The organism is Plantactinospora solaniradicis (assembly GCF_042658085.1).
Classification (GTDB): domain Bacteria; phylum Actinomycetota; class Actinomycetes; order Mycobacteriales; family Micromonosporaceae; genus Plantactinospora; species Plantactinospora solaniradicis.
The window spans coordinates 433,215-448,706 of sequence record NZ_JBHSPR010000020.1 but is presented as its reverse complement, the minus strand read 5'-3'; the positions used below and the strand labels follow the sequence as shown (position 1 = coordinate 448,706).

13 protein-coding genes are annotated in these 15,492 nt (G+C 71.2%); 12 read left to right on the top strand and 1 reads right to left on the bottom strand.

Translation table 11 applies throughout. The annotated features are described in order from the left end of the window. Positions 1–129: 129 nt before the first annotated feature. The 9 genes from ACFP2T_RS26450 (at position 130) to ACFP2T_RS26410 (ending at position 9,886) form a co-directional block, all read left to right on the top strand. On the top strand, positions 130–2,724 hold the full coding sequence (locus ACFP2T_RS26450; RefSeq protein WP_377425965.1) for a M14 family metallopeptidase: 2,595 nt from the start codon (positions 130–132) through the stop codon (positions 2,722–2,724). 107 nt (positions 2,725–2,831) lie between these two features. Next, positions 2,832–4,193: an MFS transporter gene (locus ACFP2T_RS26445; RefSeq protein ID WP_377425963.1), complete on the top strand. Its 1,362-nt coding sequence runs from the start codon at positions 2,832–2,834 to the stop codon at positions 4,191–4,193. Between the two features lie 35 nt (positions 4,194–4,228). Beyond that, complete coding sequence (locus ACFP2T_RS26440) at positions 4,229–4,930, top strand: TMEM175 family protein (protein WP_377425960.1); 702 nt, start codon at positions 4,229–4,231, stop codon at positions 4,928–4,930. A 92-nt stretch (positions 4,931–5,022) separates the two neighbouring features. Next, positions 5,023–6,492: a pyridoxal phosphate-dependent decarboxylase family protein gene (locus ACFP2T_RS26435; protein ID WP_377425958.1), complete on the top strand. Its 1,470-nt coding sequence runs from the start codon at positions 5,023–5,025 to the stop codon at positions 6,490–6,492. Between the two features lie 97 nt (positions 6,493–6,589). Then, positions 6,590–7,336, top strand: coding sequence for a lytic polysaccharide monooxygenase (locus ACFP2T_RS26430; RefSeq protein WP_377425956.1), 747 nt, complete (start codon positions 6,590–6,592; stop codon positions 7,334–7,336). 140 nt (positions 7,337–7,476) lie between these two features. After that, a complete protein-coding gene (locus tag ACFP2T_RS26425; protein ID WP_377425953.1) occupies positions 7,477–8,103 on the top strand; it encodes a DUF305 domain-containing protein in 627 nt (208 codons plus the stop codon). Between the two features lie 125 nt (positions 8,104–8,228). After that, on the top strand, positions 8,229–8,666 hold the full coding sequence (locus ACFP2T_RS26420; RefSeq protein ID WP_377425950.1) for a hypothetical protein: 438 nt from the start codon (positions 8,229–8,231) through the stop codon (positions 8,664–8,666). A gap of 123 nt (positions 8,667–8,789) precedes the next feature. Then, the gene (locus ACFP2T_RS26415) at positions 8,790–9,308 is read left to right on the top strand and encodes a SigE family RNA polymerase sigma factor (protein ID WP_377425947.1); all 519 of its coding nucleotides are present in this window, start codon (positions 8,790–8,792) and stop codon (positions 9,306–9,308) included. Next, the gene (locus ACFP2T_RS26410; RefSeq protein ID WP_377425945.1) at positions 9,308–9,886 is read left to right on the top strand and encodes a hypothetical protein; all 579 of its coding nucleotides are present in this window, start codon (positions 9,308–9,310) and stop codon (positions 9,884–9,886) included. The genes ACFP2T_RS26415 and ACFP2T_RS26410 overlap by 1 nt, the downstream gene beginning before the upstream one ends. A gap of 217 nt (positions 9,887–10,103) precedes the next feature. Here ACFP2T_RS26410 and ACFP2T_RS26405 read toward each other — a convergent pair whose 3' ends face one another. Then, positions 10,104–11,345 (bottom strand): Gfo/Idh/MocA family protein, encoded by a 1,242-nt coding sequence (locus ACFP2T_RS26405; RefSeq protein WP_377425942.1) that lies wholly within the window; start codon positions 11,343–11,345, stop codon positions 10,104–10,106. A 102-nt stretch (positions 11,346–11,447) separates the two neighbouring features. Here ACFP2T_RS26405 and ACFP2T_RS26400 point away from each other — a divergent pair, with 102 nt between their 5' ends. The 3 genes from ACFP2T_RS26400 (at position 11,448) to ACFP2T_RS26390 (ending at position 15,419) form a co-directional block, all read left to right on the top strand. Next, on the top strand, positions 11,448–12,038 hold the full coding sequence (locus ACFP2T_RS26400; RefSeq protein WP_377425939.1) for an NADH-quinone oxidoreductase subunit B: 591 nt from the start codon (positions 11,448–11,450) through the stop codon (positions 12,036–12,038). A gap of 142 nt (positions 12,039–12,180) precedes the next feature. After that, the gene (locus ACFP2T_RS26395; protein ID WP_377425936.1) at positions 12,181–14,034 is read left to right on the top strand and encodes a carboxypeptidase regulatory-like domain-containing protein; all 1,854 of its coding nucleotides are present in this window, start codon (positions 12,181–12,183) and stop codon (positions 14,032–14,034) included. Positions 14,035–14,102: 68 nt separating this feature from the next. Further along, a complete protein-coding gene (locus ACFP2T_RS26390) occupies positions 14,103–15,419 on the top strand; it encodes a DUF2252 domain-containing protein (RefSeq protein ID WP_377425933.1) in 1,317 nt (438 codons plus the stop codon). Positions 15,420–15,492 lie beyond the last annotated feature (73 nt).

Here is a 15,492-nt window from a genome sequence, read left to right as displayed (position 1 = left end):
TTGCCTCAACTTCGTACATCGATGTTCCTGACCTGCGATGAGACGGGTTAGATCAAGGTCATCCGAGTTGGCGCGGCCGCCCCTGTCGGACCCTTTTCGTCGTACATCGTCGTATGAAGGGGTTATCAGGTGAACCGAAGACTCTCCGGAATCGCACTGCCGACCGCGATCGCCGTGGCCCTGCTGGGCACCCCGGTCCTGACGTCCGCGACCGCGGACGCGGCGAACGCCGCGGGCCGGGTGCCCAAGCCGCAGTCCGTGCTCGGCTGGGTGCCGTGTGCCGACTACAAGCTGGCCACCTACGAACAGATCGCCGACTACTACCGGAAACTGGACCAGGCCAGCGACCGGATGAAGCTGGTTGAGATCGGGAAGACCAGCGAGGGACGGCCGCAACTGATGGCCATCGTCTCCTCCGAGGAGAACCTCAAGGACAGCAACCTGAACCGGTACCGGGAGACCTCGGTCCGGCTCTCCCAGGGCGACGGGCTCTCCGAGTCGGTGGCCCGGGGCCTGGCGCAGAGCGGCAAGGCGGTCGCCTGGGTCGACTTCGGCATCCACTCCACCGAGGTGGCCGGGCACCAGACCGCCCCGCAGTTCGCGTACGACCTGCTGACCAGCGAGACGCCGGAGGCGCGGGCGATCCGGGACAACGTCATCACGCTGCTGGTCCCGAACACCAACCCGGACGGCGGCACCAAGGTCGCCGAGTGGTACCGGCAGAACCTGGGCGGGCCGTACCAGGACGCCGGCTATCCGGAGCTGTACCAGAAGTACGCCGGGCACGACAACAACCGTGACTGGTACATGTTCAACCTCCAGGAGACCCAGAACGTCGGCCGGCAACTGTTCCACGAGTGGCTGCCGCAGGTGATGCACAACGTGCACCAGACGGCGGTCTTCCCGGCCCGGATCAGCATCCCGCCGTTCGAGGACCCGCTGAACCCGAACATCCACCCGCAGGTGGTGCGGGGCGTCAACATCGTCGGTGACGCGATGGGACAACGGCTGGAGCGCGAGGACAAGGGCGGCGCGCTGGCCCGGCAGTCGTACGACATCTGGTGGAACGGCGGGGCCCGGACCGCGCCGTACTACCACAACCAGATCGGCATCCTGACCGAGACCGCACACGCCTCGGCGACCCCGAGGGTGTACGACCCGAAGGACTTCCCGGCCACGTTCGCCGACGGCACCTCGACGAGCAAGCCGTCGGTCTTCTACCCGAGCCCGTGGCAGGGCGGCGAGTGGCACCTGTCGCAGAGCTGCGACTACATCAAGACCGCCTCCTGGGCGATGCTCCGGCTGGCCAGCGACGACCGCGAGGGCTGGCTCTACGGGGCGTACCAGATGGCCCGGGACGGCGCCAGGGACGGTGCCGGCACCACCTACGTGATCCCGGCCGACCAGGCGGACTTCCCGACCGCCACCAAGCTGGTCGACAAGCTGCGCTGGAACAACATCCGGGTCGAGCAGGCGCTCGCCTCGTTCAAGGTGGGCAAGCGCACCTACCCGGCCGGCAGCTACCTGGTCCGGGAGGCCCAGCCGTACCGGGCGGCCGTGCTGGACCTGCTCAACCCGCAGGTCTACCCGGACCGCCGGCTCTACCCGGGCGGCCCGCTGGAGCCGCCGTACGACATCACCGGCTACACCCTGTCGTTCCAGATGGGCGTCACCGTCGACAAGCTCGACAAGACGGTCCGGGTCAGCGCCGCCGAGGTCGGTTGGCCGAAGGTCCCGACCGGGACGGTGGCCGGGGCGCCGAAGCACGCGTACGCGCTCGACCCCCGGGTCAACGACAGCTCGACCGCGGTGAACGCGCTGCTGGCGGCGGGGGAGAAGGTCTCCCGCAGCACGGGTGAGGTGACCACCCGTACCGGCAAGCTGCCGGCCGGCACCTTCCTGGTGAAGACCGGCCCGGAGACCGGTGACCGGGTCACCGCCCTCGCCACCGAACTGGGGCTCAGTATCGCGGCGGTGGACGCCAAGCCGGCACAGGCTAAGGCGCTGGCCGCACCCCGGATCGGCCTGTACGACGGGTTCAACAACTACGACGAGGGCTGGACCCGGCTGATCCTGGACCAGTTCCGGTTCCCGTACCAGAAGCTGACCAATGCGGCGGTGCGGGCCGGGAACCTGCGGGCGGCGTACGACACGATCGTGCTGCCCGACGCCACGTACAACTCGATGCGCAACGGTCGGGCGGCCGGCTCGCTGCCGGACGCGTACACCGGTGGGATGACCGACGCGGGTGTGGCCAACCTCAAGGCGTTCGTCGAGGCGGGCGGCACCGTGGTCACCCTGAACCGGGCGGCGCAGTTGCCGATCCAGGCGTTCGGCGTACCTGTGAAGGACGTCACCGCCGGGGTGGAGGAGACCGAACTCAACATCCCGGGTTCGGTGCTGAACCTGAACGTCGACGCCAGCGACCCGGTGGCGGCCGGCTTCGGCGCGACCGCCTCGGCGTTCGTGGCGGACGGCCCGGCGTTCGAGGTGAACCCCGGTGCCAAGGGCGTCTCGGTGGCGGCGACCTGGCCGACGGAGAACCTGCTGAAGAGCGGGTTCCTGCTCGGTGAGGACGTCATCGGCGGCAAGAGCGCCGTGGTGACCGCGAAGGTGGGTGACGGGCAGGTGGTGATGATCGGCTTCAAGCCGCAGCACCGGGCGCAGTCGCACGGCACCTACCGGCTGCTGTTCAACGCGATGTACCTGGGTGGTCAGCGCTGACCTGAGACTCAGGCTGGGGGTGGCCGGTCGGCACTACGCCGATCGGCCACCACTACCGCACGAACGCCGGAGCCCGGACAAGATCGGTGCGGATAACATTCCGGCGCATGGATGCCCCGCCGCCGTCCCGGGCCCCCCTCCTGCCCCGGCGGGTGCATGCCGGGTACGCCCTCGGATCGCTGGCCACCGGTGCCTTCGGTACGGTCCCCGGCCTGGTGCTGTTGCCGTACCTGACCGACACCCTGGGCGTGGCCGCCGGGCTGGCCGCCCTGCTGGTCCTGCTGCCGAAGGCCTGGGACGTGCTGGTGAACCCGGTCGCCGGCCGGATCTCGGACCGGACCCGGTCCCGTTGGGGCGCCCGGCGGCCATACCTGTTGGCCGGCGGTCTCGCCCTGGCCGTCCTCTTCGCCTCGATCTTCGCCGCGCCGTTCGACGCGGGTCCGGCCGCCGCCGGGTACGTCGCGGTGGCGTTCCTGCTCACCGCGACCGCGTTCGCCTTCTTCCAGGTCCCGTACGTGGCGATGCCGGCCGAGCTGACCGACGACTACGCCGAGCGGACCCGGTTGATGACCTGGCGGGTCGCCGTGCTGGCGCTGGCCATCCTGGTCTCCGGCGCGCTGGCCCCGGTGGTGGTGAGCGCCGGTGGTGACGGCGTAGCCGGACACCGTTGGCTGGGACTGTTCGTGGCGGTGCTGATCGTGGCCGGGGCGGTCGGCGCGTTCCTCGGCACCCGGTCCGCCCCGACCGGCGTCGTGGTGGCGAGCGAGCCGAGCCTGCGGGCCCAGCTCGCGGTCGCCATCGCCAACCGGCCGTTCCGGCTCCTGCTGATCTGCTTCGTCGTCCAGTCGGCCGGCGTCGCGACCGTGCTGGCCGGGGTCAGCTACTTCGCCACACACGTGCTGCGCGACCCGGACACCGGGTCCACCCTGCTGTTCGCCTGCTTCGTCGGCCCGGCCCTGCTGGTGATGCCGCTCTGGAGCCGGGCCGGTGGCCGGCTGGGCAAGGCGCGGGCGTTCGGCGTCGCGTCGCTGCTCTTCGCGGTCGGCGCGCTGGCGCTGGCCGCCGCGCCGGTGCTGCCGTCGCCGGCGGTCTACCTGGTGGTCGCGCTGATCGGCTGCGGCTACGCCGGTCAGCAGGTCTTCGCGCTGGCCATGCTGCCGGACTGCATCGCGTACGACACCGCGCGGACCGGTCGCCGGCAGGCCGGGGTCTTCACCGGGCTCTGGACGGCCGGCGAGACGTTCGGGCTGGCGCTCGGACCGGGCATCTACGGCCTGGTGCTCCAGGTGTTCGGTTACGTCTCCTCGGCCACCGGCTCGGCGGCGGCGCAGTCCGACACCGCCCGCACCGGGGTGCTGCTCGGCTTCACGGTGCTGCCGGCGCTGCTGGTCGGGCTGGCCCTGTTCGCGATGCGCGGCTACGACCTGACACCGGAGCGGTTGGCCTCGGCCGCCGATCCGGCAACATGACCGCGATCCGGTAACCGGGCGATTACCCTGTATTGATGGTCGAACCGGACGATTCACCGACCGGGCCCGGCTCGCCCGGTACCGCCGGGCGGGTGTCCGAGATCGACCGGGTGAAGGCGTTCAGCGACGCCGTCATCGCCATCGTCATCACCCTGCTGGTGTTGGAGTTGCGCGTACCCGAGCACGAACCGGGGGGTCTGCTCCGGGGGCTGCGCGAGGAGTGGCCGTCCTACCTGGCGTTCGTGGTGTCCTTCATCTACATCGGCGTCATCTGGCTCAACCACCACGCGTTGCTGCGGCTGATCCGGGGCATGACCCTCGGCCTCAACTGGATCAACCTCGGGATCCTGTTCGGTGCGGTGATCATCCCGTTTCCGACCACCGTGCTCGCCTCGGCCCTGGGCCACGGCAGTGACAACTACGACCGGCGGGTGGCGGTCGCGCTCTACGCGCTCTCCGCGATGTTGATGTCGGCTCCCTGGATGGTCTTCTTCGGTTACCTGCGGCGCCACCCCGAACTGCTCGCCCCGGGGGTGACCCGCCGGTACGTCCGGACCCAGACTCCCCGTCCGCTCACCGGCCTGGTGCTGTACGGCCTGAGCGGGCTGCTCGGCTGGTTCGTCAACCCGGTGTTGGGGCTGGTCGGGATCATCGTGATGATCCTCTACCACGCGCTCACCAGCGAGGGGCTGCGCGAGGGGCCGCTCGGCCGGCTGTTCGGCAGAACTCCGACCTGATCCCACGGGTCGGTTCCACGGCACGGATCCCGGCCGTGCAGCGGGTTCGCGTCGGGGCCACCTGCGCGTTGTCGGCTGTTACGGTGCACGCCATGATCGAGGCGTTGCCGCCGGAGGGCGTACCCGCGGACAAGGTCCTGGCCGAGCTGCGCGACCTGCGTGCGGCAGACCTGCCTACGCACGGCGGGCGGCTGTTCGCCTACGTCTACGACTCCGCGCTGCCCGGCCTGGACGACCTGGCGATGTCGGCGTACGCCCTGGCGGCGCACGTCAACGGGCTCGACCCGACCGCCTTTCCGTCCGTACTGGGGCTGGAGAACGCGCTGGTCGGCGCGGCGTCCCGGCTGCTCGGCGGCGGGCCGGGTACGGCCGCGCCGGACGTCGTCGGCAGCGTCACCAGCGGTGGCACCGAGTCGCTGATCCTGGCCGTCAAGGCGGCCCGGGACGCCCGGCCGGAGGTGGCCCGCCCCCGGTTGGTGGTGCCGACGACCGGGCACGCGGCGTTCGCCAAGGCGGCGCACTATCTCGGGGTCGCGCTCGACCAGGTGCCGGTGTCGGCGCGGACGCTCCGCCCCGAGGTCGGTGAGGTGGCGGCGGCGATCGGCCCGGACACCGTACTGGTGGGGTGCTCGGCGCCGTCGTACCCGTACGGGGTGGTGGATCCGGTCGCCGAGATCGCCGGGGCCGCCGCCGGGGTCGGGGTCCGGTGCCACGTGGACGCCTGCTTCGGCGGGTGGACCCTGCCGTTCCTGCGCCGGCTCGGCGTCGCGGTGCCGCCGTTCGACTTCGGCCTGCCGGGCGTCACCTCGATCTCGGTGGACCTGCACAAGTACGCGTACGCCCCGAAGGGGGTGTCGGTGCTGCTGCACCGGGATGCCGAACTGCGCCGTCCGCAGTACTTCGCGTTCGCCGGCTGGCCCGGGTACACCCTGGTCAACCCGGTGATCTCGTCCACCCGGTCGGGCGGGCCGCTGGCCGCCGCGTACGCCACGCTGCGGCATCTCGGCGAGGCCGGTTACCTGGCCCTGGCCGAGCGCACCCTGGCGGCGGTACGCGGACTGGCCGCCCAGGTGTCCGGTGTGGAGGGGCTGCGGCTGCTCGTCGATCCGGAGTCGACCGTGGTCTGCTTCGTCAGCACCGATCCCGGACTCGACCTGTTCGTCCTCGCCGACGAGCTGACCGCGCGCGGCTGGCACACCCAACCCCAGTTGTCGTACGGCGGAGTGCCGGCGAACATCCACCTGTCGGTGACCGCCTCGGTGGCGCCCCGGGTGGTCGAGTTCGGCGCGGACCTGCGGGACGCGGTCCGGGCCGCCCGGGGTGCCGGCCCGGTGCGGCTCCCCGCCGAGCTGCTGGGCACGCTCGGTGCGCTGGCCCCCGAGCAGCTCACCCCGGACCTGGTCGCCGGCATCGCCGCCGGGCTGGGGCTGGACCCGGCCGCCGCCGGTCGGCCGCCGGAGCGGATGGCGCCGGTGAACGCCCTGCTGGACGCCGCTCCGGTGCCGGTACGGGAACGCCTGCTGGCCGAGTTCCTCGGCGTCCTGCAACGGCCGACGTACTGATTTCGTTTGATCGATGTTTTTCTGTCCGTAGATATTTACTGTTAATAATCCTTACTTTATCTTGAGGGTACCTTCCCGATGAAGTAAGGAGCCCACGATGCGAAGAACCGTGGTCCTGGCGCTGACTACCGTCGCCGCCGTCCTCTCCGCTCTCGTCGTCGCCGTGCCGGCGGCCCAGGCGCACGGCTACATCTCGTCGCCACCCAGCCGGCAGGCGCTCTGCGCGCAGGGCCGGGTCGCCAACTGCGGCCAGATCCAGTACGAGCCGCAGAGCGTGGAGGGACCGAAGGGGCTGCGCAACTGCCACGCCAACATCGGCCACTTCGCGGTGCTGAGCGACGAGAGCCGGAACTGGCCGGCCACCTCGGTCGGCAACTCGGTGACGTTCAACTGGGTGCTGACCGCCCGGCACGCCACCAGCACCTGGGAGTACTACATCGGCAACTCCCGGATCGCCGTGTTCGACGACGGCGGGCGGCAGCCGGGTGCCACCGTCTCACACAACGTCAGCATGGGCGGGCGGACCGGCCGGCAGAAGCTGCTGGCGATCTGGAACATCGCCGACACGGCGAACGCCTTCTACGCCTGCGTCGACCTCCAGATCGGTGGCGGCGGAAGCAACCCTCCGAACCCGACCCCCACGCCCACCCGGACGGCGAACCCGACCACCCCGCCGCCCACCACCGCACCGCCACCGGTCGGCGGAACCTGGCAGGCCGGTACGACGTACCAGGTCGGCAGCCAGGTGACCTACGGCGGGGCGACCTACCGCTGCCGGCAGGCACACACCGCCATCGCCGGCTGGGAACCGCCGAACGTTCCGGCCCTCTGGCAACGCGTCTGAGCTAGCCCCGGGCGGGGCGTACCCGTCGCGGATACGGACCCATACCCCCTGTGGGTCCGTATCCGCCACAGGTCCGCCACCCGCACCCGCAGCCCACCCGCACACCGGCTCAGAAGTAACCGCGTACCGGAGACGAGGCCATGACCCGCTACCGCCGTACCGTGATCGTCGCGACGCTGTTGCTGCTCGGCGGCTGCGCGTCCGCTCCGGAGGGGACCGGCGCCGCACCCGCCGTCCCCGCACCGGCACCGACCGGCTCCGCCGTGCCGGCCCCGGCCGACGCGACCGGTGCGTTCAACGAGGCGGACGTGATGTTCCTGCAGATGATGGTGACCCATCACGGTCAGGGGCTGGAACTGGTACGCCTCGTGGAGAGCCGGGCCCGGCGGACCGAGGTGAAGACCCTGGCCGCCGCGATCGACGTCACCCAGGACGCCGAGCGGGAGACCATGCGGGACTGGCTGAGCGGTTGGGGCCGGAGCACCTCGGCGGACCCGGACGTCCACGCGCACGCAGACCACGGCGGAATGCCGGCGACCGGGCCGGAGCAGATCGCCGCGCTGGCCCGGACCACCGGCACCGAGTTCGAGACCGCCTTCCTCAACCTGCTGATCGCGCACCAGCACAACGCCGTCGAGATGGCCCGGGTCGAAACCCGGTCCGGTACCCACGCGGGCGCCCTTGACCTGGCCCGGCGGATCGACCTGTCCCGAACCGCGCAGATCAACCAGATGTTGGCACTGCTTCCACCGGCGACGCTCCGGTAGGGGGCAGTTGGTCCGGGAGCGCGAGAAAGTTCTTTGGAGATTGTTTCGGCCGGCGGCAACCTGCGGGCCTTGGATCGCTTGTACCCGGATGTAAGCAAACATCGCCACCATCCGGGGGATCTGAGATGTCCGCACGTCACGGCCTACTGCTGCCAGTCGCCGCCATCGTCCTCGGACTCACCGGCTGCGGTTCGACGCCGGCTCCCGCTCCGATCTCGGCTGCTCCGCCCTCGGTGGTTCCCACCTCGGCACGCCCTGCCGTCACCGAGTCGCCGGCACGGAAGGCCGGGGGCGGGGCTGGGGCTGGGGCCGGGAAGTGCCCCTCGGCAAAGGCCCTCGAGAAGCTGGCCGACCTGCCGAGGGGCTGGCACATCGTTGCGTCGAGTGTGGAGTGCTGGAAGGAATGGGCGACGGCCGACCCGGAGGGTCCGACCGTCGGCGACGGCGTCTACCTGTTCCGGTACAAGGCCGGTTCGGGGTGGCGTTACCACAGCCAGGGGAGCGGGTACCACTGCAAGGATCTTGGCATCAACGAGGCTGCGCCGTTCTGCCAGTACCCCTGAGCTCGGCTACCGAGAGGTAGTGCGATGGTCCGCACTGCTTACGGTGTACGGCGCGGGCGGCCGGACGTATCGACATTGCCGCCGCCTGAGCGAAATTCGGCGCGCGGGGAGCAGGAGCCGGGCATGTCCAACTCCATAGACGACCTCTTCTGCGAGTTCGTCCGGACCCGGTCGCCGGCGTTGCTGCGGACGGCGTTCCTGCTGACCGGCGACCGACACCTCGCCGAGGACCTGGTGCAGGACGCGCTGGCCCGTACCCATCGGGGCCGGCATCGGCTGGATGACCCCGGGCATTTCGAGGCTTACACCCGTACGGCGATGTACCACCAGCATGTGAGCTGGTGGCGACGCCGCAAGGTGACCGAGTCCCTGCCCGGCGAGCTGGCCGACGTGGTTCAGCCGGGCAGCGACCACGCCCGCCGCAGCGACCTCAAGCTCGCCCTGCATCAGGTCCTCGACCAGCTCACCCGGCGGCAACGTGCGGTGCTGGTGCTGCGGTTCTTCGAGGATCGCAGCGAGGCCGAGGCCGCGGACCTGCTGCACTGCTCGGTCGGCACGATCAAGAGCCAGACCAGCAAGGCGCTGGCCCGCATCCGGGAGATGGCGCCCGACCTGCTCTCGGCCGTGATGGAGGAAGCCTGATGACCGACAACCTCGGGTCGCTGCGTCAGGCCATGTCCGATCTGGCCGAGCACGGCGGCAGCGCCGACATGTACGAGCGGTCCCTGCACAAGTCTCGGCAGGTGCAGCGACGCGCCCGGGTCGCCACGGCCGCCACGGCCGCGGTGGCGGTATTCGCCATCGGTGGTGCGGTCGCCCTCGGCACCGCCAACCGGCCGAGTCCGCCGGCCCCGGGGGCGACCCAGACGCCGTCACCCAGCATCGCACCGACTCCTGCGGTGCCGAGCAGGACACCGCCGTCGTCGCCGCACTCGTCCACCCGTACCAGTAATCGACCTCGGTATCCGGACTGCCCCTCCGCGACGACCCTGGAGAAGCTCGCCGACCTGCCGAAGGACTGGCGGTTCGTTCCCTCGCGGGTGAAGTGCTGGAAGAACTGGGCAACGGCCGATGCGGAGGGTCCGACGGCCGGCGACGGCGTCTACCTGTTCCAGTACAAGGCCGGCACGGGCTGGCGGTACCACAGCCAGGGCAGCGGCTTCTATTGCGAAGACCTGGGGATCACCAGCGGCAATCCGCCGTTCTGCGAGATGAATTAGCCGGGCCGCCACCAACCGCGCGCGGACCGCCGTCCCGGCGCCGGTGCTGCCGGCGGTGCAGGACCACCAGTGCGACCAGCGACGGTCCCAGCTCGGTACCGCCGGCGACCTCGTGCAGCACCAGAGCGTCCGGCACCGCCGGAGCCCGCCGCAGCCGTTCCACCATGACGCGCTGGCGTAACCCGAACATCCGTACGTCCCTCGATGTCCTCGCGAGTCAGGCCGGGAGGGTCACCACCCTGCCGGTGCGGCGGGCCCGCTCGGCGGCCCACACGACGCGGTGGCCCGCCAGGCTCTCCCGGGCGTCGGAACTCAGCAGCGACCCGTCGCCGGTGGCGATCGCCGCCACGAACGCGTCGGCGAGCGCGTCGTCACCACCGCCGTGACCATGCGCCTCGGCGTCGGCACCGGTCTCGACCGTCCGCACATCACCGGTGACGAAGTCGGAGACGGTCAGCCGGTGCCCGTCACCCTCGATGGCGCCACGGGTACCGAAGATCCGGGTCTGTCGGCCGGAGTGCGGGGTGAAGGCGGTCACGGTGAACGAGGCGGTTCTGCCGGACCCGAACTCCAGGTTCACCACCTGGTGGTCCACCACGTCGTTGTCGCTGGCGTACACACACCGCCCGTACGGCCCGGTCCGCAGCGCGGCCCGTACGCCGGCCTCGGTGGGATCGTGGGTCACCGCACCGAGCGGCCAGACCTCCCGACGCGGATCGCCCAGACAGGACAGGTAGAGCCGGGTCGCGGAGTAGGCGCAGTCCGGCTCCACCGGACAGTCGAGGCATCGGTCGGCGGCACCGGCTGGCCGGTTCTCCGGGCGGAAGTGGGACAGCCGGCCGAACGAGGCGACCCGGACCGGGACCTCACCCAGCAGATGGATGATCCAGTCGATGTCGTGACAGGACTTGGTCAGCAACACCGGGCCCGATTCGTCGGCCCGGCGCCAGTTGCCCCGGACGTACGAGTGGGCGAAGTGCCACCAGCCGACCGGCTCCAGGTGCTGCACACTGATCGGCTCGCCGATCCGACCCTGCGCGACGAGTTCCCGGATCCGGCGGGTGTAGGGCGTGTACCGGAGCACATGACAGACGGCGAGCATGGTCCCGGCCCGCTCCACGGCCTCGACGATCCGGAGGCAGTCGGCCTCGGTGGTGGCCATCGGCTTCTCCAGCAGGATGTGGTAGCCGAGGCCGGCGAACCGCACCGCGGGTTGCGCGTGCTCGGTGTCCTGGGTCGCGATGACGATGCCGTCCGCGATCCGGCCCGCCGCCGCCAGTTCCCGCCAGTCCGCGAAGACCAGCTCCGGCGCCAGGTCGAACTCGGCGGCGAACCTGGCCCGACGTACCGGATCGGGCTCGGCGACCCCGACGATGGTCGCCCCGGTCGTCCGGGCGCGTCGGGCATAGCCCGTTCCGCGCAGCCCCGCCCCCGCCACGACGAGCGACACTTCCGCCATCCGCACCACCTGCCCATCTCCGCCCATGATCCCACCGGGCGTCGGATCAACCCAGCCGTGCTGTGGTTCACTGTCCCGTGGAGGACGGGAGAGGAGGCGGCCGTGCAGCTACCGGCGGTGCTCGGTGAGCCGATCCGGTTCGTGCTGAACTGGGGGCGGCGCTACTCACTCTGGGTCTTCAACTTCGGGCTGGCCTGCTGCGCGATCGAGTTCATCGCGACGAGCATGGGTCGGCACGACTTCATCCGGCTCGGCGTGATCCCGTTCGCGCACGGTCCGCGCCAGGCCGACCTGATGGTGGTCTCCGGGACGGTCACCGACAAGATGGCGCCGGCGATCAAGCGGCTCTACGACCAGATGCCCGAGCCGAAGTACGTCATCTCGTTCGGCGCCTGCTCGAACTGCGGCGGGCCGTACTGGGACTCGTACTCGGTGACCAAGGGCGTCGATCAGATCATCCCGGTCGACGTCTACGTTCCGGGCTGCCCGCCGCGTCCGGAGGCGCTGCTGCACGGCATCCTCCGCCTTCAGGAGAAGATCGCCGCCGAGCAGTCCGGGATCGGTGGCGTCGCCCGGCCCGACGCGCTGGAATCGCCGGCCGACCGTGCCGGGCCGCCGGCCGGCCGGAGCGTCGAGTCGCTGACCGCCGCCCCGGTGCCGTCACCCGTGCCGCCACCGGTCGGAGATCGCTGACCACTGCCCGTCGCCCGTCCGTCCGAGCCGCCCTTCCGTCGGAATTGGCGGGTTGACCGATTGAGCCGGTATCGCGACGCTCTCGCGGTTACTCTCGCGACTCATGAGACTGCGCAGAGTTATTGGGGCGACTGGGGCAGTTGTGGCGATCGTCGTGATGACGGTCGGCGGTCCGGCGGTGGCCGTACCGGTCGGTTCGGTCGGTTCGGTGCCCTCGACCGGCTACACCGGAGTGGTCGGCGACGAGTCCGGCCAGCCGGTCGCCGGGGCCTGCCTCACCCTGCTTCGTACCGAGACCGAGGCGCAGGGCGAGTTCTGCGCCGATGCGCAGGGTCGCTACGCCATCAGCGGCGTGCCCACCGATGTCGGCTACCGGGTCCGGGTGACGGCGCCCGGTTACCGGACGCACTGGTGGCCCGACGCGCCCGACCACCTCAACGCCGAGACCGTCTGGGTCCCCGGCACGACCCTGGTACGGCGGAACGTCACCGTCGGACGGGGTTCCGGCACCATCCGGGGCCGGATCGTGGACGACTCCGAAGCCCCGGCGGACGCCACGGTCAGCATCTGGTCCCTCGATCGGGAATGGCGGGCGCTGGCGTACGCCACGCCGGGTGGTGACGGCCGGTACGAGCTGCCCAACCTGCCGCCGGGGCAGTACCAGGCCGCCCTCTTCAGCGACGTGTACGGCACCCAGTGGATGCCGGGCAGCCAGGACCGGACCGCCGCGTCCGCGTATTCGCTCGGCGACGGGCAGACCCTGGTGCTGGACGAGCGCTGGCTGCCGCTCGGCACGGTCGAGGTGCGGGTGACCGACACGGTGACCGGGCTGCCCGTACCCCGGCCGTGTGCCCGGATCGACACCCCACTGCGAACCCTGGACGCCTGCGGTGCCGCCGGCCTGGTCCGGCTCGGGCAGGTACCGCCGGGTCGCTGGGCGGTGGCCGTCGACGCCGTACCCTCGCACTTCGCGGCCGAGCAGCCGGTACCGGTCGACGTCGTCCGGGGTGCGGTCGCCCCGCTGGCCGTGGAGTTGGTGGCCGGCGCCGGGGTGACCACCACCGTGCGGGACGCGGCGACCGGCGAACCGGCGGACCGGGTCTGCGTCCGGCTCGTCGCGCCGAAGTGGGATGGCCAGTCCACCGGCCAGGGCGGCTACTGCTCCGACGAGACGGGCCGGCTCGCGATCGGGCCATTGACGACCTCGACCACCGCCCAGCTCTACGCGTACCAGGCGGTCGATCCGTACGACCCGCCGGCCCGGCGGTACGGCGCCCAGTGGGTCACCGCGAACGGCGGCTCGGGGGACCAACGCGCCGCGCTCCGGGTGGCGATCCGGCAGGGTACGACCGTCGCCATCCCACCGATCCGGATGGATCCACCCGGCGCGGTCAGCGGGACCGTCTCGGACGCGACGACCGGCGCGCCGGTGCCGGACGTCTGCGCCCACCCGTACGCCTTCCGGCCGGACCAGGGACCGGGGCACGGTCGGCACTGCTCGGCGGCCGACGGCCGGTACACCATCGACGACCTCGGCCCGTACCAGTGGCCGGTGCAGTTCGTGCCGCCGCCGGGCAGCCCGTACGCCTGGCAGTGGTCGGGCGACGCGGCCGACCGGTTCAGCGCCAGCCTGGCCCGGGTGCCCGTCGGCGGCACCGCCACCGTGCCCGCCCGGCTCGTCGCCGGGGGCACGCTGGCCGGCACGGTCACCCGGGACGGCGGTCCAGCCGGTTCCGGGTACGTCTGGACGTACCACCGCCGCACCGGAGACGTCGCCGGGGCGGGGCCGGCGTACCTGCGGCCGGACGGCGGATTCGCCCTGCCCGGCCACCGCACCCAGCAGGTGTACGTCGAGTACCGCGACCCGGCCACCACCTGCTGGTACGGCGTTCCGGCGGTGCCGTCGGTCGCGACGGCGGTCGGGGTGACCGCCGGAGACACCACGACGGTGGCGCTGGACCTGCGCGACACGTGTGCGCCCCGACCGGCCGGTTAGGCAGGACACAGCCGGCCGGTTAGCCAGGCCACAGCCGCTGGTGGTGCAGCAGGTCTACCCTGCGGATCATGACCGACAACACCGAGCGGCGAGCGGAGTGGCTGGTCGACGTCCTGATCGCCGAATTCGGTGAGTCGATGACCGTCGATCCGGCCGCGTTCCGGCGCAAGTTCCGCAAGATGGCCGCCTCACCGTTCGCGTTCTACCGGGGCAGCGCGTCCGTCTTCTACGCCGACCTCTCCGGCGATTTCGCCGACGACCGGTTCCTCGACGCCCGGACCAGCCGGGTCTGGATCCACGGGGACCTGCACGCCGAGAACTTCGGCACGTACATGAACGGCTCCGGCCAACTGGTGTTCAACGTCAACGACTTCGACGAGGCGTACGTCGGGCCGTTCTCCTGGGACCTGAAGCGGTTCGCCGCCAGCGTCGCCCTGCTCGGGTACGGCAAGGCGCTCTCCGACACCGCGATCGGCGACCTGGTCACCCGGTTCGCCACCGCGTACCTCACCGAGCTGCGGGCCATCGCCGGCGGCGGGGACGACGCGATCGGGTCGATCATGCTGGACAACGCCGACGGCGTGCTGCGCCGGGTGCTCCAGCAGGCCCGGCTCAGCACCCGGGTCGACCTGCTCGCCGCACAGACCACCATCGACCAGTACGAGCGCCGGTTCTCCCTCGGCGACGGCGTGTACGAGGTCGACCGCGAGGTCCGGACAGCCGTGATCGAGGCGTTCGAGCGGTACCTGAACACCCTGCCCCCGGCCAGCGCCGACGTCCGCCCGGTCTCGGTGCAGATCAAGGACGTCGTGCTCCGCAAGGGCGTCGGAATCGGCTCGGCCGGGCTGCCGTCGTACAACCTGCTGCTGGAGGGGCACACCCAGGCGCTGGAGAACGACGTGGTCATCTACATGAAGCGCGCCCAGGTGCCGGCGGTGGCCCGGTACGTCGACGACGAGGGCGTCCGGGACTACTTCCGGCACCAGGGCCACCGGACCGCCGAGTCGCAGCGGGCGTTGCAGGCGCACGCCGACCCGTGGCTGGGCTTCACGGAGCTGGACGGGCACGGCCAGCTCGTCGCCGAGGTCTCCCCGTACGCCGCCGACCTGGACTGGTCCGACGTGAACGAGCCGGAGGAACTGGCCGGGGTACTCGGTGACCTGGGTCGGGCGGTGGCCCGGATGCACTCGGTGGCCGACGACGAGTCGAGCCACGACCTGGTCGACTTCTCCACCGAGGAGGCGATCGTCGCCTCGGTGGAGACCGACGAGGACGGCTTCGTGGCGCACCTGGTCGAGTTCGCGCACGCGTACGGGGCACGGGCCCGGCAGGACCATCAGATCTTCGTGGACCTGTTCCGCAACGGCCAACTGCCGGGGATCTGAGTCCCGACGCCGCCGGGGTCGTGCGGGGGCATTCCCGTCGGTCGCGCTCGTTAGGATCCGCCGATCGAATTGG

Excerpts from the sequence above, each read along its gene's own strand:
- ACFP2T_RS26445 (WP_377425963.1), top strand. The coding sequence starts at position 2,832 with ATGGATGCCCCGCCGCCGTCCCGGGCCCCCCTCCTGCCCCGGCGGGTG.
- ACFP2T_RS26440 (WP_377425960.1), top strand. The coding sequence starts at position 4,229 with ATGGTCGAACCGGACGATTCACCGACCGGGCCCGGCTCGCCCGGTACC.
- ACFP2T_RS26435 (WP_377425958.1), top strand. The coding sequence starts at position 5,023 with ATGATCGAGGCGTTGCCGCCGGAGGGCGTACCCGCGGACAAGGTCCTG.
- ACFP2T_RS26430 (WP_377425956.1), top strand. The coding sequence starts at position 6,590 with ATGCGAAGAACCGTGGTCCTGGCGCTGACTACCGTCGCCGCCGTCCTC.
- ACFP2T_RS26425 (WP_377425953.1), top strand. The coding sequence starts at position 7,477 with ATGACCCGCTACCGCCGTACCGTGATCGTCGCGACGCTGTTGCTGCTC.
- ACFP2T_RS26420 (WP_377425950.1), top strand. The coding sequence starts at position 8,229 with ATGTCCGCACGTCACGGCCTACTGCTGCCAGTCGCCGCCATCGTCCTC.
- ACFP2T_RS26415 (WP_377425947.1), top strand. The coding sequence starts at position 8,790 with ATGTCCAACTCCATAGACGACCTCTTCTGCGAGTTCGTCCGGACCCGG.
- ACFP2T_RS26410 (WP_377425945.1), top strand. The coding sequence starts at position 9,308 with ATGACCGACAACCTCGGGTCGCTGCGTCAGGCCATGTCCGATCTGGCC.
- ACFP2T_RS26405 (WP_377425942.1), bottom strand. The coding sequence starts at position 11,345 with ATGGCGGAAGTGTCGCTCGTCGTGGCGGGGGCGGGGCTGCGCGGAACG.
- ACFP2T_RS26390 (WP_377425933.1), top strand. The coding sequence starts at position 14,103 with ATGACCGACAACACCGAGCGGCGAGCGGAGTGGCTGGTCGACGTCCTG.